The sequence below is a fragment of the Pseudomonas sp. Leaf58 genome, assembly GCF_003627215.1.
Lineage (GTDB): Bacteria > Pseudomonadota > Gammaproteobacteria > Pseudomonadales > Pseudomonadaceae > Aquipseudomonas.
Genome location: NZ_CP032677.1, coordinates 3,619,617 through 3,637,782, shown reverse-complemented (window position 1 = coordinate 3,637,782; position 18,166 = coordinate 3,619,617). Strand labels below are relative to the sequence as shown.

General features: G+C 60.9%; 17 protein-coding genes. 16 read left to right on the top strand and 1 reads right to left on the bottom strand.

Features of this window, described 5'->3' with window-relative positions:
* Positions 1–299 precede the first annotated feature (299 nt).
* The 9 genes from DV532_RS16950 (at position 300) to DV532_RS16910 (ending at position 7,311) form a co-directional block, all read left to right on the top strand.
* Entirely contained in the window at positions 300–1,049 is a 750-nt protein-coding gene (locus DV532_RS16950) for an electron transfer flavoprotein subunit beta/FixA family protein (RefSeq protein WP_120715358.1), read from the top strand.
* On the top strand, positions 1,050–1,979 hold the full coding sequence (locus DV532_RS16945; RefSeq protein ID WP_120715357.1) for an electron transfer flavoprotein subunit alpha/FixB family protein: 930 nt from the start codon (positions 1,050–1,052) through the stop codon (positions 1,977–1,979).
* A 76-nt stretch (positions 1,980–2,055) separates the two neighbouring features.
* Positions 2,056–2,877, top strand: coding sequence for an ABC transporter substrate-binding protein (locus DV532_RS16940; RefSeq protein ID WP_056803478.1), 822 nt, complete (start codon positions 2,056–2,058; stop codon positions 2,875–2,877).
* A 9-nt stretch (positions 2,878–2,886) separates the two neighbouring features.
* A complete protein-coding gene (locus DV532_RS16935) occupies positions 2,887–3,240 on the top strand; it encodes a DUF4398 domain-containing protein (protein WP_056803476.1) in 354 nt (117 codons plus the stop codon).
* The gene (locus tag DV532_RS16930) at positions 3,237–4,049 is read left to right on the top strand and encodes an OmpA family protein (RefSeq protein ID WP_056803475.1); all 813 of its coding nucleotides are present in this window, start codon (positions 3,237–3,239) and stop codon (positions 4,047–4,049) included. Before DV532_RS16935 ends, DV532_RS16930 begins: the two co-directional genes overlap by 4 nt.
* A gap of 252 nt (positions 4,050–4,301) precedes the next feature.
* Positions 4,302–5,744 (top strand): PLP-dependent aminotransferase family protein, encoded by a 1,443-nt coding sequence (locus tag DV532_RS16925; RefSeq protein ID WP_056803472.1) that lies wholly within the window; start codon positions 4,302–4,304, stop codon positions 5,742–5,744.
* A 63-nt stretch (positions 5,745–5,807) separates the two neighbouring features.
* Positions 5,808–6,287: a hypothetical protein gene (locus tag DV532_RS16920; protein ID WP_056803470.1), complete on the top strand. Its 480-nt coding sequence runs from the start codon at positions 5,808–5,810 to the stop codon at positions 6,285–6,287.
* A 130-nt stretch (positions 6,288–6,417) separates the two neighbouring features.
* Entirely contained in the window at positions 6,418–6,672 is a 255-nt protein-coding gene (locus DV532_RS16915) for a YkgJ family cysteine cluster protein (protein ID WP_056803467.1), read from the top strand.
* Between the two features lie 33 nt (positions 6,673–6,705).
* Positions 6,706–7,311, top strand: a complete 606-nt coding sequence (locus DV532_RS16910) for an START domain-containing protein (protein ID WP_056803463.1) — start codon at positions 6,706–6,708, stop codon at positions 7,309–7,311.
* A 61-nt stretch (positions 7,312–7,372) separates the two neighbouring features.
* Here DV532_RS16910 and gltA read toward each other — a convergent pair whose 3' ends face one another.
* Positions 7,373–8,662: a citrate synthase gene (gene gltA, locus DV532_RS16905; RefSeq protein ID WP_056803460.1), complete on the bottom strand. Its 1,290-nt coding sequence runs from the start codon at positions 8,660–8,662 to the stop codon at positions 7,373–7,375.
* Between the two features lie 352 nt (positions 8,663–9,014).
* Here gltA and sdhC point away from each other — a divergent pair, with 352 nt between their 5' ends.
* The 7 genes from sdhC to lpdA all read left to right on the top strand — a co-directional run bounded on the left by sdhC (position 9,015) and on the right by lpdA (position 18,129).
* On the top strand, positions 9,015–9,401 hold the full coding sequence (gene sdhC, locus DV532_RS16900; RefSeq protein WP_008091902.1) for a succinate dehydrogenase, cytochrome b556 subunit: 387 nt from the start codon (positions 9,015–9,017) through the stop codon (positions 9,399–9,401).
* A complete protein-coding gene (gene sdhD / locus DV532_RS16895; RefSeq protein WP_003254214.1) occupies positions 9,395–9,763 on the top strand; it encodes a succinate dehydrogenase, hydrophobic membrane anchor protein in 369 nt (122 codons plus the stop codon). Before sdhC ends, sdhD begins: the two co-directional genes overlap by 7 nt.
* 3 nt (positions 9,764–9,766) lie before the next feature.
* Positions 9,767–11,539 (top strand): succinate dehydrogenase flavoprotein subunit, encoded by a 1,773-nt coding sequence (gene sdhA / locus DV532_RS16890; protein WP_056803458.1) that lies wholly within the window; start codon positions 9,767–9,769, stop codon positions 11,537–11,539.
* 11 nt (positions 11,540–11,550) lie between these two features.
* Positions 11,551–12,255 (top strand): succinate dehydrogenase iron-sulfur subunit, encoded by a 705-nt coding sequence (locus tag DV532_RS16885; RefSeq protein ID WP_008091906.1) that lies wholly within the window; start codon positions 11,551–11,553, stop codon positions 12,253–12,255.
* A 246-nt stretch (positions 12,256–12,501) separates the two neighbouring features.
* Positions 12,502–15,333: a 2-oxoglutarate dehydrogenase E1 component gene (locus tag DV532_RS16880; RefSeq protein ID WP_056803455.1), complete on the top strand. Its 2,832-nt coding sequence runs from the start codon at positions 12,502–12,504 to the stop codon at positions 15,331–15,333.
* A gap of 42 nt (positions 15,334–15,375) precedes the next feature.
* On the top strand, positions 15,376–16,596 hold the full coding sequence (gene odhB / locus DV532_RS16875; RefSeq protein WP_056803453.1) for a 2-oxoglutarate dehydrogenase complex dihydrolipoyllysine-residue succinyltransferase: 1,221 nt from the start codon (positions 15,376–15,378) through the stop codon (positions 16,594–16,596).
* 96 nt (positions 16,597–16,692) lie between these two features.
* Positions 16,693–18,129 (top strand): dihydrolipoyl dehydrogenase, encoded by a 1,437-nt coding sequence (lpdA, locus tag DV532_RS16870; protein ID WP_056803450.1) that lies wholly within the window; start codon positions 16,693–16,695, stop codon positions 18,127–18,129.
* Positions 18,130–18,166: the final 37 nt, after the last annotated feature.

Genomic DNA, 18,166 nt, shown 5'->3' with positions numbered 1-18,166 from the left:
TTACGGTCAAGATACGAGCGGTTTTACGTTCGCCGTAGGCTTGCAGCCGGGCGCAGGTACACCTCTAAAGACCAGGTGTGGAGCAGGGTTCAGCGGCCTTGGGCCGGGTTGTAGTGGAGTTTACACGCCACGACAGAAAATGACCCGTGAGTATTTGTCGCAAAGGTCCGAACCAGACTGTTCGGTCACTGTGAAGTTATTCGCTCCCGGTACGTTTTTAGAGGTGCCCTTGTACCCACGCGCATCGCCGGGCATGGCCCCAGGCGACTATCTATTCACCGGAGAGTAACGAGGAATCCATGAAGGTTCTTGTAGCTGTCAAACGAGTGGTCGACTACAACGTCAAGGTTCGCGTCAAAGCGGACAACTCCGGCGTCGACCTTGCTAACGTCAAGATGTCCATGAACCCCTTCTGCGAAATCGCCGTGGAAGAGGCCGTTCGCCTGAAGGAAAAAGGCATCGCGACCGAGATCGTCGTCGTTTCCGTCGGCCCGACCACTGCTCAGGAGCAACTGCGTACTGCTCTGGCCCTGGGTGCCGACCGTGCCATCCTGGTCGAAGCTGTTGACGAACTGAACTCCCTGGCCGTGGCCAAGGCGCTGAAAGCCGTTGTCGACAAAGAACAGCCGCAGCTGGTCATCCTCGGCAAGCAGGCCATCGACAGCGACAACAACCAGACCGGCCAGATGCTCGCCGCGTTGACCGGCTACGCCCAAGGCACCTTCGCCTCCAAGGTTGAGGTGGCTGGCGATAAGCTGAACGTCACCCGTGAAATCGACGGCGGCCTGCAAACCGTTGCGCTGAGCCTGCCCGCCATCGTCACCACCGACCTGCGCCTGAACGAGCCGCGCTATGCGTCGCTGCCGAACATCATGAAGGCCAAGAAAAAGCCGCTGGAAACCCTTGCGCCAGACGCGCTGGGCGTTTCCCTCGCCTCCACCAACAAGACCCTGAAGGTTGAAGCGCCGGCTGCCCGCAGCGCTGGCGTCAAGGTCAAATCGGTGGCCGAACTGGTCGAGAAGCTGAAGAACGAAGCGAAGGTAATCTAAATGACTATCCTGGTTGTCGCTGAACACGAGAACGGTGCCGTAGCCCCGGCCACCCTGAACACTGTTGCCGCAGCTGCCAAGATCGGTGGTGATGTGCACGTGCTGGTCGCTGGCCAGAACGTGGGCGGCGTTGCCGAAGCCGCTGCCAAGATCGCCGGTGTGGCCAAGGTGCTGGTTGCCGACAACGCAGCCTACGCCCACGCCCTGCCGGAAAACGTCGCGCCGCTGATCGTCGAACTGGCAAAGGGTTACAGCCATGTGCTGGCCCCGGCTACCAGCAACGGCAAGAACATCCTGCCGCGCGTTGCCGCGCTGCTGGACGTGGATCAGATCTCCGAGATCATCGCGGTCGAGTCCGCAGACACCTTCAAGCGTCCGATCTATGCCGGTAACGCCATTGCCACCGTGCAATCGAGCGCGGCCATCAAGGTCATCACCGTGCGTAGCACCGGCTTCGATGCCGTGGCTAGCGAAGGTGGTTCGGCTGCTGTTGAAGCGGTTGGCGCTGCGCACAATGCCGGTATCTCGGCCTTTGTAGGTGAAGAGCTGGCCAAGTCCGACCGCCCAGAGCTGACTGCTGCCAAGATCGTCGTTTCCGGCGGCCGTGGCATGGGCAACGGGGACAACTTCAAGCACCTGTACAGCCTGGCCGACAAGCTGGGCGCGGCCGTCGGTGCCTCGCGCGCCGCCGTCGACGCCGGCTTCGTGCCCAACGACATGCAGGTCGGCCAGACCGGCAAGATCGTTGCACCGCAGCTGTACATCGCAGTCGGTATCTCCGGCGCGATCCAGCACCTGGCCGGCATGAAAGACTCCAAGGTGATCGTGGCGATCAACAAGGACGAAGAAGCGCCGATCTTCCAGGTAGCCGACTACGGCTTGGTCGCTGACCTGTTCGAAGCCGTGCCAGAACTGGAAAAGCTGGTCTGATCCGGCTGCTTCACTTATAAAGAACCCGGCCCTCGTTTGGAGGGCCGGGTTTTTTTATGCGCTTGAGGAGCAAGGGATGAGGTTGCACGGAACGGGCAGAGTGCTGGCATGCTTGGCGGTTTTGCTGTCGCCGTTGGCCATCGCGGCAGGCAAGTGCGAACGCCTGGTGGCAACGGGAAGCCCCGATGCTCCGCCCTATTCCTGGCAAGACCCGCAAGACCCGAAACACCTGATTGGTACCAACGTCGACCTGTTGCGCCAGGTGGCTGGCGAGTTGGGCGTGAAGGTCGAGGTGTTGAATGCCGGTCGTCGTGACCAGGCGCTGGAAGAAGTACGCAGCGGGCGCATCGACCTGCTGCTCGACACCCCCATGCAGGTAGAGCAACTGACAGCGCTGGATTACATCCACCCACCCCTGCAACTGAATGAATACCTGGTATGGACGCGCCATGACGCTGCGCTGAGCTTTGATGGCCCGGCAGACCTGGGTAAATACCAGGGCAGTGTGTCTGAGCGGGCGCGCCTGACCCCGGCCTTCACCGCCTTCGCCAAGGCCCAGCTCAAGCTGGTGCCGGCGCAGAACCTGACCCAGGCGTTCCAGAAGCTGGTGCTTGGCCAGGTGGACTATGTGCTCGCCGGCCGCTATTCGGGCATGGCCATGGCCCAGAGCCTGGGCATGAGCAATGACCTGATCGCCCGCGGCCTGCCGGTGGATCGACCGGGCCTGTACCTGGCCGTTTCGCACAATTCGGCCTGCAATGACAGCTGGTTGCGTGGGCAATTGGCGAAAAAACTGACAGAATTGCCGATCTCCGGTGCGTCCGAGGCCGTGTTGCAACGTAATGTCGAGCGCTGGAAAGCGCAGTTGCACGTGTCGCCGGATGCCCCCAAACACTAGGAAGATTGCGTGAGAACCCAACCACTAATCCTTGCCCTGGCCGTGTTCGGCCTGGCTGGCTGCGCCAACGATCCGGCTCCCAACGAGCAGATGCGCATTTCCGAGCAAGCACTGGAACAGGCCAGGGCTGTCGGTGCCACCGAGCAGGTCGAGACGCTCAAGCTGGCAGAAGACAAGCTGGCCCGGGCCAAGACCAACATGCTCACCGAGGACTACCGCGATGCGCGCATGCGCGCCGAGCAGGCCGAGTTGGATGCGCGCCTGGCCGAAGCCCAGGTGTTGAACCAGAAGAGCGAAGAGCAACTGCAACTGCTGCAATCGCGGGTCAAGCGCCTGCGCAAGCAACTGGAGGTGCAGCCATGAACCGCCGTATGCCATTAGCGGCGCTGGCAGTGCTGGCGCTGGCGGCAGGTTTGCAAGGTTGCGCCAGCCAGCGCAGCAGCGCAGCACTGGATGATGCCACCGCGGCGTTCCAGAAGGTCAAGGACGATTCCGATGTACTGCGTAGCGCACCACGTGACGTGATCCGCGCCGGCGAGTCGCTGGCCCGTGCCGAGCGCCTGTCCAGTTACATCGGCACCGGGACCGATGTACGTCATTACGCCTACCTCAGCCAGCGTTACAGTGAAATCGCTAGCGAGCATGCCAAGTTGGCGCTGAGCCAGGAGCGCCAGGCCAAGCTCGACCTGGAGCGCCAGCGTCTGCAGTTGGCGCTGCGTGAGGCCAAGCTCGCCAGCGTGCAGCAGCAGGGCAAATGGCTGGAATCGCAGATTGCCGCACTGGCCTCCGAGCAGACCGACCGCGGCCTGGTGATGACCCTGGGCGATGTGTTGTTCGACACTGGCCGTGCCGACCTGAAGAACTCTGCGAGCCGTACGGTGCTCAAGCTGGTGCAGTTCCTTCAGCTCAACCCACGCCGGGTGGTGCGTATCGAGGGTTATACCGACAGCACCGGCACGCCGGAGGACAACCTGAAGCTGTCCAGCGACCGGGCACAGGCGGTGGCCGACATGCTGGTGGATCTGGGGATCGATGAAAAGCGCCTGCAGGTGGAAGGGTATGGCGACCAGTACCCGATCGAAGCCAATGCCTCGGAGCGGGGCAGGGCGCAGAACCGCCGGGTAGAGATCGTGTTCTCCGATGACAAGGGCAAGCTCGCGCCAGCGCGCTGAGTTTTCTGAACGCGGGGCCGCGTTGCGGCCCTTCGCGGGCAAGCCCGCGAACGAAGTCGGTGCCATGCTGCGCACCTACGCTTCTGCAGGCTCTGGCAATTTGTGGCTTAATCGTTTCTATAGCTGTCACGCAACTGTATTGTTGACTATCCTGCGATCTGTCCCAGTACACTTTGCAACTGTTACGGTATTCTCTACTGTCAGTGAACCGCACAAGAATAACGAGCCCGTCCCGCGCGTCGAGATCCAGCCATGACCAACCTGCTGCTGTACCAGCGTATCGCCCAGCAACTGGCCGATGACATCCGTCGCGGTGTCTACCAGCCAGGCGAGCGGGTACCCTCCGTGCGCAAGATGAGCGCCCAGCTCAATGTCAGCCATGCCACGGTGTTGCAGGCCTACGCCAACCTCGAGGACCAAGGCCTGATCCGCGCGCGGCCGCAGTCCGGCTACTATGTGCACCAGACGCCGGCGCTGACCGCGCAAACCCCGGACATCGCCCGGGTGGAACGCCCCGGCCTGGTCACCCGCGCCAGCATCATCCAGCAGGTGCTGACCGAGGCGCGCCGCGACGGCGTATTCCCGTTCGGCGCCGCGGTACCGCACGTCGATTACTTGCCGGTGCGTGCCTTGCACCAGCAAATTGCCAAAGTGACGCGCTTTCACAGCCCGCGCGCCTTCAGCTACATGTTCAGCCCCGGTTTTGAGCCGTTACGCCGGCAAATTGCCATTCGCATGCGTGATGCCGGTGTGCTGGTCGACCCGCGCGAAGTGATCGTGACCCATGGTTGTGTCGATGCGCTGCAGATGTCGCTGCGCGTGCTGACCCGCCCCGGCGACCTGATCGCTGCCGAGTCCCCGGCTTATTACGGCCTGTTACAACTGGCTGACCTGCTGGGCCTGAAGGTGATCGAGATCCCCAGCGACCCCTCCACCGGGATTAGCCTCGAGGCCTTGCAGTTGGCGGCTAACCAGTGGTCGATCAAGGCCCTGGTGCTGACGGCGCGGCTGAGCAACCCGCTGGGCGGCACGGTGCCGGAAGAACGGCAGAAGCAGTTGCTGCGCCTGGCATCGGACTTCGATATCCAGATCGTCGAGGACGATATCTATGGCGAGTTGATGTTCGAGCAGGGCAAGACCAAGGCGCTGAAGGCGTTCGATCGGCTGGATCGAGTGATCTATTGTTCGAGCTTCTCCAAAACCCTGTCTCCTGGCGTGCGCGTTGGCTGGATGATCGCTGGGCGCTACCAGGACGAAATCCAGCGCTTGCAAACCTTCACCACCCATTCGGCCTGCAGTGTGACGCAAATGGGGGTGGCGGCTTACCTGGAAAATGGCGGTTACGATCGGCACCTGCGCTACATCCGCCAGGAGTATCGCAAGAACCTCAGTGCGTACCAGTTGGCGGTGCAACAGCACTTCCCCGAGGGTACCCAGATGACCCGGCCGACGGGTGGTTTCATCCTTTGGGTGAGCCTGCCTGGGCGGGTCAATACCCAGGAGCTGCATGTGCGGGCACTGGAGCAGGGCATTAGTATTGCGCCGGGGCTAATCTTTAGTAACACCGAGCAATTCAACCACTGTATTCGTCTTAACTGCGCCATACCGTGGAACAAGGAAGCCGAGCGGGCTGTGATCACCCTCGGTTTGTTGGCCCAGCAACTATGCCGGGAGCCTGTAGGTTCACTGTTGTAGGCTTGCCAGGCGCTTGCGGAACAGAGAGCATACGCACTTTTCTTGCCAGCCTGTCCATTTGCCATGAATGTTTTGCGCCTATTCGCCCTTGTCTTGTGCCTTGCGCCGTTGTGCTACCTGGGTGCTGCGGCCCAGGCTGCGCAACCGGTTGGCCAGGCGCAGGCGGCCCAGGGCAAACTGGTGCCCAAGGCGGCGCACACGCCTGCGCAGAAGCAGCCAGTGAAAAAAGCCGCTCACCGCCAGGCCAAGCCTGCGCGCAAAGCGGTGAACAAGGCGGTGGCCAAGCCGTTGCCTGCGGCCAATATTGACCTCAGCCTGCCGGCGGACTTGGTCGACGATTTGGAGCCAAATGTTGGCAACCCATCGCCCATCCGGCGGCGCAAGCCTTTGCTACCGCCCATGTTCACCGAAAAACCAGAGGCCAGCGACAGCCCGTTCCAGCTCAATGGGCGGCTGATCAATAACGAAATGCAGCTGCAACTGCGCAATGACAGCCGTCATGATGTGGAGGGGGCGGCCATCGAGTTCGAGTACCGCCAGTAGTCGTCGAACTGACTGGTGGGTCATGGCACATTTCCGTGTGCCAGTAATTTCAAACGCCTGTTTGAGCGAGTACTATCCAGGGACGTTCGTCCCATTGTGTTCCAGGGAGTCCTGATTTTGGTGAGTAGCCATGAATTGCCGTGAGGGTTGTGGTGCCTGCTGCATCGCCCCGTCCATCACTTCTGCCATGCCGCGCATGCCCAATGGCAAGCCTGCTGGCGAGCGCTGCCTGCACCTGACGCTCGACAACCTCTGCGACTTGTTTGGCAAGCCCGAGCGGCCAGCCGTGTGTGGCGGTTTCAAGGCAGATGTCGAGGTGTGTGGCAATGATCGCGACGAGGCCATCAGGATTCTGGGTTGGTGGGAGCAGATGACGGCGGCGTGACAGGCTGGATCTTCGACAACAAGGATAAATATGATGAGATCGTTCAAGCGTATTGCACTGCTGTGTGGCATGGGTGTTCTGCTGTCGCCGGTGGCCTGGGCCGAAAACTGGCAGCTGGCCAAGGACGAGGACGGGATCAAGGTCTCCCTCAGCGAAGTAGCGGGCTCCAAGTACAAGGCCTACCGTGGGGTAACCGTGATCAAGGCGCCGCTGGCCAAGGTCGAGGCGCTGCAGGAGGATGCGGTGGGGGCTTGCGCCTGGATTCACGAATGCAGGACGCAAAAGGTGCTCAAGCATGAGGGCGATCAGACCTGGACCTACACCCAGTTCAATACCCCCTGGCCGGTGACGCCGCGTGACTCGGTGCTGCATGTGACCACGGTCAAGGAGGCCGACGGCAGCTTGGTGCGCAACCTGAAAGAAGAGCCGGCCTATGTCCCGGAGGAGAAGGGCTTTGTGCGGGTGACGAAAGTTGAAGGCTTCTGGAAACTGGTGCCCAAGGGCGATAGCACTGAGGTGACGTACCAGGTGCACACCGAGCCGGGTGGTAGCGTGCCGGCGATGGTGGCCAACAAGTTCGTGGTAGACGCGCCGTTCAATACCCTGAAGGGGCTGCGTGAGCGGGCTGAGAAAAACTGAGGTTCTGCGTCAATAAAAAAGGCTGCCCGAGGGCAGCCTTTTTGCGTTCGGCTATTAAAGCTTACTTGCGGTCCTGCAGCGCAACGATGTCGCGCTTCTGCTCGCCGGTGTACAGCTGGCGCGGGCGGCCAATCTTGTACGGGCTGGAGAGCATTTCTTTCCAGTGCGAGATCCAGCCGACAGTGCGTGCCAAGGCGAAGATCACGGTGAACATGCTGGTCGGAATGCCGATCGCCTTGAGGATGATCCCCGAGTAGAAGTCGACGTTCGGGTACAGCGAGCGCTCGATGAAGTAAGGATCGGTCAGGGCGATCTCTTCCAGGCGCATGGCCAGCTCCAGCTGCGGGTCGTTCTTGATGCCCAGCTCGCGCAGGACTTCGTCGCAGGTCTGCTTCATCACGGTGGCGCGCGGGTCGCGGTTTTTGTACACGCGGTGACCGAAGCCCATCAGCTTGAAGGGGTCGTTCTTGTCCTTGGCCTTGGCGATGAACGTGTCGATGTTCGAAACATCGCCGATTTCATCGAGCATGGTCAGTACGGCTTCGTTCGCACCGCCGTGGGCCGGGCCCCACAGTGCGGCGATACCGGCGGCGATACAGGCGAACGGGTTGGCACCCGACGAACCGGCCAGACGAACGGTGGATGTGGAGGCGTTCTGCTCGTGGTCAGCGTGGAGGATGAAGATCCGGTCCATCGCCTTGGCCAGCACTGGGCTGATCGGTTTGATCTCGCACGGGGTGTTGAACATCATGTGCAGGAAGTTTTCCGCGTACGACAGGTCGTTGCGCGGGTACATCATCGGCTGGCCCATGGAGTACTTGTAAACCATCGCGGCCAGGGTCGGCATTTTGGCGACCAGGCGCACCGCGGAAATTTCGCGGTGTTGCGGGTTATTGATGTCCAGGGAGTCGTGATAGAACGCCGACAAGGCGCCGACCACGCCGCACATCACCGCCATCGGGTGGGCGTCGCGGCGGAAGCCGTTGAAGAAGGACTTCAGCTGCTCGTGAACCATGGTGTGGTTCTTGACGGTGCTGACGAACTGCGCCTTTTGCTCGGCATTCGGCAGTTCGCCGTTGAGCAGCAGGTAGCAGGTTTCGAGGTAGTCGGACTGTTCGGCAAGCTGCTCGATCGGGTAGCCGCGGTGCAGCAGGATACCTTTGTCGCCGTCAATGTAGGTGATCTTCGACTCGCACGAGGCGGTCGCCATGAAACCAGGGTCGAAGGTGAAGTGACCAGTGGCCCCCAACCCGCGGACGTCGATTACATCAGGACCAACGGTGCCGGTTAAAATGGGCAGCTCGACGGGGGCAGCGCCCTCGATGACCAACTGCGCTTTTTTGTCAGCCATGTGGCCTCCTATTAATGCTTGAAATCATCAGACAGACCCCCCACGCAGGGCCCGCACCACTATAGAGGGATAAATTCAGATGTCAATTTGCCTAAAGGCTTGTTGAAACAGGCATTGGGGCCTGTTTTTTCGCGAAATTCTCGCCCATTTACGCCTTTTGTTCGCTAAAGGCAATGCGCTATTTGGGCTACCCCGTCACGTTGTCATAAGCAGCCTAACTGTCTATACTCGCAACCCGACCGCCAGGGGCTTGCAAGCCCGAACTGCTGGGGGTCGCCGTTCCCTGGGTGGTGGGTACCTGACCAGTACACTTACCAACAACTTTGCCCTGATTCGCTAGGGGCTCTTCAGTGTGAAAAAAGCCGTGAAAAGCCAACGACCTGTAAACCTAGACCTAAGGACCATCAAGCTCCCCGTCACTGCGTACACGTCCATCCTGCACCGTATCTCCGGCGTCATCCTGTTCATCGGCCTTGCCATCATGCTTTATGCACTGGGCAAATCGCTGGGTTCCGAGGAAGGCTTCGGTGAGGTGAAGGCGTGTCTGACCAGCCCGCTGGCCAAATTCGTGACCTGGGGCCTGCTGTCCGCCCTGCTTTATCACCTCGTGGCAGGTGTACGTCACCTGATCATGGACATGGGCATCGGTGAGACGCTGGAAGGCGGCAAACTGGGCTCGAAAATCGTGATTGTCATCTCCGTGGTGCTGATCGTTCTGGTGGGAGTTTGGGTATGGTAACCAATGTCACGAACCTGTCGCGTTCGGGCCTCTATGACTGGATGGCGCAGCGCGTTTCTGCGGTCGTTCTCGCGGCTTACTTCCTCTTCCTGATCGGCTACGTGGTCGCCCACCCAGGCATCGACTACACCCAGTGGCATGGTCTGTTCTCCAACAACGCGATGCGGATCTTCAGTCTGCTGGCCCTCGTTGCCCTGGGCGCTCACGCCTGGGTTGGCATGTGGACCATTGCGACCGACTACCTGACGCCAATGTCGTTCGGCAAGTCGGCAACTGCGATTCGTTTCCTGTTCCAGGCGGTATGCGGCGTTGCGATGTTCGCTTACTTCGTCTGGGGTGTGCAGATTCTCTGGGGTATCTGATCCATGGCTAGCATTCCAACCATTTCTTTCGACGCCATCATCATCGGTGGCGGCGGCGCCGGCATGCGCGCAGCGCTGCAGCTGGCTCAAGGCGGCCACAAGACTGCCGTAGTCACCAAGGTCTTCCCGACCCGTTCGCACACTGTATCCGCCCAGGGCGGCATCACCTGCGCCATCGCTTCGGCCGACCCGAACGACGACTGGCGCTGGCACATGTACGATACCGTCAAAGGCTCCGACTACATCGGTGACCAGGACGCTATCGAATACATGTGTCAGGAAGGCCCGGCTGCGGTCTTCGAGCTGGACCACATGGGCCTGCCGTTCTCGCGTACCGAAACCGGCCGTATCTACCAGCGTCCGTTCGGTGGCCAGTCCAAGGACTTCGGTAAAGGTGGCCAGGCCGCCCGTACCTGCGCCGCTTCCGACCGTACCGGCCACGCGCTGCTGCACACCCTGTACCAGGGCAACCTGAAAGCCGGCACCACCTTCCTCAACGAGTACTACGCTGTTGACCTGGTGAAGAACCAGGACGGCGCGTTCGTTGGTGTGATCGCGATCTGCATCGAAACCGGCGAAACCCTGTACATCAAGTCCAAAGCCACCGTTCTGGCTACTGGCGGTGCGGGCCGTATCTACGCCTCGACCACCAACGCCCTGATCAACACCGGCGACGGTATCGGCATGGCCCTGCGTGCAGGCGTACCGGTACAGGACATCGAGATGTGGCAGTTCCACCCGACCGGTATCGCCGGCGCCGGTGTACTGGTTACTGAAGGTTGCCGCGGTGAAGGTGGTTACCTGATCAACGCCCACGGCGAGCGCTTCATGGAGCGTTACGCGCCGAACGCGAAAGACTTGGCCGGCCGCGACGTTGTCGCCCGTTCCATGGTCAAGGAAATCATCGCCGGCAACGGCGTGGGCCCGAACAAGGACCACGTACTGCTGAAGCTGGACCACCTGGGTGAGGAAGTGCTGCACAGCCGCCTGCCAGGTATCTGCGAACTGTCCAAGACCTTCGCCCACGTCGACCCAGTTGTCGCGCCGGTGCCGGTCGTTCCAACCTGCCACTACATGATGGGCGGCGTTGCCACCAACATTCATGGCCAGGCCATCACCATGGACGCCGAAGGCAAGGACCACATCATCCCGGGCCTGTTCGCCGTTGGCGAAGTGGCGTGCGTATCGGTTCACGGTGCCAACCGCCTGGGCGGCAACTCGCTGCTCGACCTGGTGGTGTTCGGCCGTGCTGCCGGCCTGCACCTGGAGAAGGCGCTGACCGAAGGCGTCGAATACCGCGATGCCAGCGACACCGACGTCGATGTTGCCCTGAACCGCCTGAACAAGCTCAACGAGCGTACCAGCGGTGAAGACGTTGCCAGCCTGAAGCGCGAGCTGCAGAGCTGCATGCAGAACTACTTCGGTGTATTCCGTACTGGCGAATACATGCAGAAGGGTATCGAGCAGCTGGCCGGTCTGCGTGACCGTATCGCCAACGTCAAAATCAACGACAAGTCCCAGGCCTTCAACACCGCGCGTATCGAAGCGCTGGAGCTGCAGAACCTGCTGGAAGTCGCCGAAGCTACTGCCATCGCGGCCGAAGCCCGTAAAGAGTCCCGCGGCGCTCACGCCCGTGAAGACTTCGAAGACCGTGACGACGAAAACTGGCTGTGCCACACCCTGTACTACCCGGGTGAGAAGCGCGTTGCCAAGCGCGGCGTCAACTTTGCGCCGAAGGCCGTTCCGGCCTTCGAGCCAAAAATCCGGACTTACTAAGGGTGGCTGCTATGTTGAAAGTCGAAGTTTATCGTTACAACCCCGACACCGACTCGGCGCCCAAAATGGAGTCGTTCGACGTCGATACCGGCGGCAAGGACCTGATGGTTCTCGATGTATTGGCGCTGATCAAGGAAAAGGACGAGGGTTTCTCGTACCGTCGCTCCTGCCGTGAAGGCGTGTGCGGTTCCGATGGCATGAACATGAACGGCAAGAACGGCCTGGCCTGCATCACCCCGCTGTCGGGCGTGGTCAAGGGCAACAAGCTGGTGCTGCGTCCGTTGCCGGGCTTGCCGGTCATTCGTGACCTGGTCGTCGATATGAGCATCTTCTACAAGCAGTACGAGAAGGTGAAGCCGTTCCTGCAGAACGATACCCCGGCGCCAGCCATCGAGCGCCTGCAGTCGCCAGAAGAGCGTGACAAGCTGGACGGCCTGTACGAGTGCATTCTGTGTGCGTGCTGCTCGACGTCCTGCCCGTCGTTCTGGTGGAACCCAGACAAGTTCCTGGGCCCCGCTGCACTGCTGCAGGCCTATCGCTTCCTGGCCGACAGCCGCGACACCAAGACTCAGGAGCGCCTGGCGTCCCTGGATGACCCGTTCAGCGTATTCCGCTGCCGCGGGATCATGAACTGCGTAAACGTTTGCCCGAAAGGTCTGAACCCGACCAAGGCGATCGGTCACGTACGTAACATGCTGCTGCAAAGCGGCACCTGATACAAAGCGTTGTACCTGCAGTAAGCCGAGGTGCGGGTGGTGAGCCCGCACTGAGGTAAAACCCGAACAAGGGCCCACAAAGCCCGCGTTCATTACCTATGAAGATATGAGACCAGCAGGGGCTTTCCGGGCTGGTACCCGGAAAATCAGCAGGATCCAAGTGGCGTGGTTCAGTCGCTGTATTCGGACTTTTCCAGGTTTGCTGTGGCTCTCGCCGATCAGTCCCCTAATCGAGGGTGACCAAGCATGCAAGAAAGCGTGATGCAGCGCATGTGGGATAGCGCCCACCTTTCAGGTGGTAACGCTGCATATGTGGAAGAGCTCTACGAGCTCTACCTGCACGACCCTAACGCTGTGCCAGAAGAGTGGCGCACTTACTTCCAGAAGTTGCCAGCCGACGGCAGCACCGCTACTGATGTATCGCACTCGACAATCCGCGACCATTTCGTACTGCTGGCAAAGAACCAGCGCCGCGCCCAACCGGTATCTGCCGGAAGCGTGAGCAGTGAACACGAGAAGAAGCAGGTTGAAGTTCTGCGACTGATCCAGGCCTATCGTATGCGCGGCCATCAGGCTGCCAAGCTCGACCCGTTGGGGTTGTGGCAGCGCCCTGCGCCTGTAGACCTGTCGATCAATCACTACGGCTTGACCAATGCCGATCTTGATACGACCTTCCGTGCCGGCGACCTGTTCATCGGCAAAGAGGAGGGGAGCCTACGCGAGATCTTCGAGGCGCTCCAGAAGACATATTGTCGCACCATTGGCGCCGAATTCACCCATATCGTCGATTCCGAGCAGCGCAGCTGGTTCCAGCAGCGCCTGGAAAGCGTGCGCGGCCGTCCGGAGTTTTCCGCTGACGTGCAGGCTCACCTGCTCGAGCGCGTGACCGCTGGTGAAGGCCTGGAGAAATACCTGGGCACCAAGTACCCGGGCACCAAGCGTTTTGGCCTTGAGGGCGGCGAAAGCCTGATCCCGATGCTGGACGAAATGATCCAGCGTTCCGGTTCCTACGGCACCAAGGAAGTCGTGATCGGCATGGCTCACCGTGGCCGCCTGAACGTACTGGTCAACACCTTCGGCAAGAACCCGCGCGAGCTGTTCGACGAGTTCGAAGGCAAGAAGATGAACGAGCTGGGCTCCGGTGACGTGAAGTATCACCAGGGCTTCTCCTCGAACGTGATGACCCCGGGTGGCGAAGTGCACCTGGCCATGGCGTTCAACCCGTCCCACCTGGAAATCGTCTCGCCAGTGGTCGAGGGTTCGGTGCGCGCCCGTCAGGACCGCCGCAACGACACCGTTGGCGACAAGGTGCTGCCGATCTCGATCCACGGCGACGCAGCATTCGCCGGCCAGGGCGTGGTCATGGAAACCTTCCAGATGTCGCAGACCCGCGGTTTCAAGACCGGCGGTACCGTGCACATCGTGATCAACAACCAGGTTGGTTTCACCATCAGCAACCCGCTGGACTCGCGTTCTACCGAGTACGCCACCGACGTTGCCAAGATGATCCAGGCGCCGATCCTGCACGTGAACGGCGACGACCCGGAAGCAGTGCTGTTCGTCACCCAGCTGGCCATCGATTACCGCATGCAGTTCAAGCGTGACGTGGTCATCGACCTGGTTTGCTACCGCCGTCGCGGCCACAACGAGGCCGACGAGCCGAACGGCACCCAGCCGTTGATGTACCAGCAGATCAGCAAGCAGCGCACTACCCGTGAGCTGTACGCCGAGGCACTGATCCAGGCCGGCCGTATCGATGCCGAGCGCGCTCAGGCCAAGGTCGATGAGTACCGCAACGCGCTGGACAACGGTCTGCACGTGGTTAAAAGCCTGGTCAAGGAGCCGAACCGCGAGCTGTTCGTCGACTGGCGTCCATACCTGGGCCACGCCTGGACCGCGCGTCACGACACCCGCTTCGACCTCAAGACCCTGCAGGATCTGTCGGCCAAGCTGCTCGAACTGCCAGAAGGCTTCGTCGTTCAGCGCCAGGTTGCGAAGATCTACGAAGACCGCCAGAAGATGCAGGCCGGTGGCTTGCCGATCAACTGGGGTTATGCCGAAACCATGGCCTACGCCACCCTGCAGTTCGAAGGCCACCCGATCCGCATGACCGGCCAGGACATCGGCCGTGGCACCTTCTCGCACCGTCACGCGGTGTTGCACAACCAGAAGGACGCCAGCACCTACATTCCGCTGCAGAACCTGTTCCCGGGCCAGCCACGTTTCGACCTGTACGATTCGTTCCTGTCCGAAGAAGCAGTGCTGGCCTTCGAATACGGCTACTCCACCACCACGCCGAACGCGCTGGTGATCTGGGAAGCCCAGTTCGGCGACTTCGCCAACGGTGCCCAGGTTGTAATCGACCAGTTCATCACCAGCGGCGAGCACAAGTGGGGCCGCCTGTGCGGTCTGACCATGCTGCTGCCGCACGGTTATGAAGGGCAGGGACCGGAGCACTCCTCCGCGCGTCTGGAGCGTTACCTGCAGCTGTGCGCTGAGCACAACATTCAGGTTTGCGTACCGACCACCCCGGCACAGATCTACCACCTGCTGCGTCGCCAAGTGATTCGCCCGCTGCGCAAGCCGCTGGTGGTCCTGACGCCGAAGTCGCTGCTGCGCCACAAGCTGGCCATCTCGACGCTGGAAGACCTGGCAGAAGGCTCGTTCCAGACCGTGATCCCGGAAATCGACGCGATCGATCCGGCCAAGGTCGAGCGCCTGGTGCTGTGCAGCGGCAAGGTCTACTACGACCTTCTGGAAAAACGCCGTGCCGAAGGCCGCGATGACATCGCCATCCTGCGTATCGAGCAGCTGTATCCGTTCCCGGAGGACGACCTGGTCGAAATCCTGGCGCAATACAGCAACCTCAAGCATGCCGTCTGGTGCCAGGAAGAACCGATGAACCAGGGCGCCTGGTACAGCAGCCAGCACCACATGCGCCGTATCCTGGGCCGCCACAACAAGGCACTGGTCCTGGAATACGCCGGCCGCGACGCTTCTGCCGCGCCAGCTTGTGGATACGCTTCGAAGCACGCCGAACAGCAGGAAAAACTGCTGCAAGACGCCTTCACTGTCTAACGCCTTCGCGCACCTGAAACCGAATTTAAGGAAACACAGATAATGGCTATCGAGATCAAAGCCCCAACCTTCCCGGAATCGGTTGCCGATGGCACCGTTGCCACTTGGCACAAGAAGCCGGGCGAAGCCGTCAAGCGTGACGAGCTGATCGTCGACATCGAAACCGACAAGGTTGTTCTGGAAGTGCTGGCTACCGCTGATGGCGTGCTGGGCGACATCGTCAAGGGCGAGGGTGACACCGTCCTGTCCGACGAAGTGCTGGGTTCGATCGTTGAAGGCGGTGCTGCCGCTGCACCTGCTGCTGCCGCTCCGGCTGCCGCGCCGGCCGCTGCCGCCGCTGATGCTGGCGAAGATGACCCGGTTGCTGCCCCGGCCGCGCGCAAGCTGGCTGAAGAAAACGGCATCGACCTGGCTGCCGTTGCCGGTACTGGCAAAGGTGGTCGTATCACCAAGGAAGACGTGGTGGCTGCGGTTGCCAACAAGAAGTCGGCACCAGCCGCTGCAGCGGCAGCCAAGCCTGCCGCTGCCGCTGCCGCTCCGGTGGTAACCGCTGCTGGCGACCGCACCGAGAAGCGCGTGCCGATGACCCGCCTGCGTGCCAAGATCGCTGAGCGTCTGGTCGAAGCCCAGTCGAACATGGCCATGCTGACCACCTTCAACGAAGTCGACATGACCGAAGTCATGGCCCTGCGTTCGAAGTACAAGGACCTGTTCGAGAAGACCCACAACGGCGTACGCCTGGGCTTCATGTCGTTCTTCGTCAAAGCCGCCACCGAAGCCCTCAAGCGCTTCCCAGCGGTCAACGCCTCGATCGACGGCAACGACATCGTCTACCACGGCTTCGCTGACGTGGGTGTTGCGGTTTCCAGCGACCGTGGCCTGGTGGTACCGGTCCTGCGTAACGCCGAGTCGATGAGCCTGGCTGAAATCGAAAACGGCATCGCCACCTTCGGTAAGAAAGCCCGTGACGGCAAACTGTCGATCGAAGAAATGACCGGCGGTACCTTCACCATCACCAACGGCGGCACCTTCGGCTCGATGATGTCGACCCCGATCGTCAACCCGCCGCAGGCCGCGATCCTCGGCATGCACAACATCATCCAGCGTCCGATGGCCATCAACGGCCAAGTGGTGATTCGCCCGATGATGTACCTGGCGCTGTCCTACGATCACCGCCTGATCGATGGCAAGGAAGCAGTCACCTTCCTGGTCACCATCAAGAACCTGCTGGAAGATCCGTCTCGCCTGCTGCTGGACATCTAATCGCGCAGCTGTAAGCTGCGAGCCGCAAGCTTCAAGCCGAAGCCTGCCGGTCTCGCGGTTTGCAGCTTGCTGCTTGAAGCTAAAAAGGAATCTTTTATGACCCAGAAATTTGACGTAGTGGTAATTGGTGCAGGTCCTGGCGGCTATGTTGCTGCCATCAAGGCCGCACAACTTGGTCTGAAGACTGCCTGTATCGAAAAGTACACCGACGCCGAAGGCAAGCTGGCGTTGGGCGGCACCTGCCTGAACGTAGGCTGCATTCCATCCAAGGCGCTGCTGGACAGCTCCTGGAAGTACAAGGAAGCCAAAGAGAGCTTCAACGTCCACGGTATCTCCACGGGTGAAGTGAAGATGGACGTCGCCGCGATGGTTGGCCGCAAGGCTGGCATCGTCAAGAACCTGACCGGTGGCGTTGCTACCCTGTTCAAGGCCAACGGCGTTACTTCGATCCAGGGCCATGGCAAACTGCTGGCTGGCAAGAAAGTCGAAGTCACCAAGGCTGACGGCACCACCGAAGTCATCGAAGCCGAGAACGTGATCCTGGCTTCCGGCTCGCGTCCAATCGACATTCCGCCGGCCCCGGTCGACCAGAACGTCATCGTTGACTCCACCGGCGCCCTGGAATTCCAGGCTGTACCGAAGCGCCTTGGCGTAATCGGTGCCGGCGTGATCGGCCTGGAGCTGGGCTCGGTATGGGCTCGCCTGGGTGCTGAAGTGACCGTGCTGGAAGCGCTGGACACCTTCCTGATGGCTGCCGACACCGCCGTGTCGAAAGAAGCCCAGAAGACCCTGACCAAGCAAGGCCTGGACATCAAGCTGGGCGCGCGCGTCACTGGCTCGAAAGTCAACGGCAACGAAGTTGAAGTGACCTACACCAACGCCGAAGGCGAGCAGAAGATCACCTTCGACAAGCTGATCGTGGCCGTCGGCCGTCGCCCAGTGACCACCGACCTGCTGGCTGCTGACAGCGGCGTGACCATCGACGAGCGTGGCTACATCTTCGTCGACGACTACTGCGCTACCAGCGTGCCGGGCGTATACGCCATCGGTGACGTGGTACGCGGCATGATGCTGGCCCACAAGGCCTCGGAAGAGGGCATCATGGTTGTTGAGCGCATCAAGGGCCATAAAGCCCAGATGAACTACGACCTGATCCCGTCGGTTATCTACACCCACCCGGAAATCGCGTGGGTCGGCAAGACCGAACAATCCTTGAAGGCCGAGGGTGTTGAGGTTAACGTAGGCACCTTCCCGTTCGCGGCCAGCGGCCGTGCGATGGCTGCCAACGACACCGGTGGTTTCGTCAAGGTCATCGCCGATGCCAAGACCGACCGCGTCCTGGGTGTACACGTGATTGGCCCATCGGCTGCCGAACTGGTGCAGCAGGGCGCAATCGCAATGGAATTCGGCACCAGTGCCGAGGACCTGGGCATGATGGTCTTCAGCCATCCGACCCTGTCCGAAGCGTTGCATGAAGCAGCGCTGGCAGTGAATGGCGGCGCCATTCACGTGGCCAACCGTAAGAAGCGTTAATTATAAGAAACCACGGCGGGCTGCCCGTCGTGAGTCT

Excerpts from the sequence above, each read along its gene's own strand:
- DV532_RS16950 (WP_120715358.1), top strand. The coding sequence starts at position 300 with ATGAAGGTTCTTGTAGCTGTCAAACGAGTGGTCGACTACAACGTCAAG.
- DV532_RS16945 (WP_120715357.1), top strand. The coding sequence starts at position 1,050 with ATGACTATCCTGGTTGTCGCTGAACACGAGAACGGTGCCGTAGCCCCG.
- DV532_RS16940 (WP_056803478.1), top strand. The coding sequence starts at position 2,056 with ATGAGGTTGCACGGAACGGGCAGAGTGCTGGCATGCTTGGCGGTTTTG.
- DV532_RS16930 (WP_056803475.1), top strand. The coding sequence starts at position 3,237 with ATGAACCGCCGTATGCCATTAGCGGCGCTGGCAGTGCTGGCGCTGGCG.
- DV532_RS16925 (WP_056803472.1), top strand. The coding sequence starts at position 4,302 with ATGACCAACCTGCTGCTGTACCAGCGTATCGCCCAGCAACTGGCCGAT.
- DV532_RS16920 (WP_056803470.1), top strand. The coding sequence starts at position 5,808 with ATGAATGTTTTGCGCCTATTCGCCCTTGTCTTGTGCCTTGCGCCGTTG.
- DV532_RS16915 (WP_056803467.1), top strand. The coding sequence starts at position 6,418 with ATGAATTGCCGTGAGGGTTGTGGTGCCTGCTGCATCGCCCCGTCCATC.
- DV532_RS16910 (WP_056803463.1), top strand. The coding sequence starts at position 6,706 with ATGAGATCGTTCAAGCGTATTGCACTGCTGTGTGGCATGGGTGTTCTG.
- gltA (WP_056803460.1), bottom strand. The coding sequence starts at position 8,662 with ATGGCTGACAAAAAAGCGCAGTTGGTCATCGAGGGCGCTGCCCCCGTC.
- sdhD (WP_003254214.1), top strand. The coding sequence starts at position 9,395 with ATGGTAACCAATGTCACGAACCTGTCGCGTTCGGGCCTCTATGACTGG.
- sdhA (WP_056803458.1), top strand. The coding sequence starts at position 9,767 with ATGGCTAGCATTCCAACCATTTCTTTCGACGCCATCATCATCGGTGGC.
- DV532_RS16885 (WP_008091906.1), top strand. The coding sequence starts at position 11,551 with ATGTTGAAAGTCGAAGTTTATCGTTACAACCCCGACACCGACTCGGCG.
- DV532_RS16880 (WP_056803455.1), top strand. The coding sequence starts at position 12,502 with ATGCAAGAAAGCGTGATGCAGCGCATGTGGGATAGCGCCCACCTTTCA.
- odhB (WP_056803453.1), top strand. The coding sequence starts at position 15,376 with ATGGCTATCGAGATCAAAGCCCCAACCTTCCCGGAATCGGTTGCCGAT.
- lpdA (WP_056803450.1), top strand. The coding sequence starts at position 16,693 with ATGACCCAGAAATTTGACGTAGTGGTAATTGGTGCAGGTCCTGGCGGC.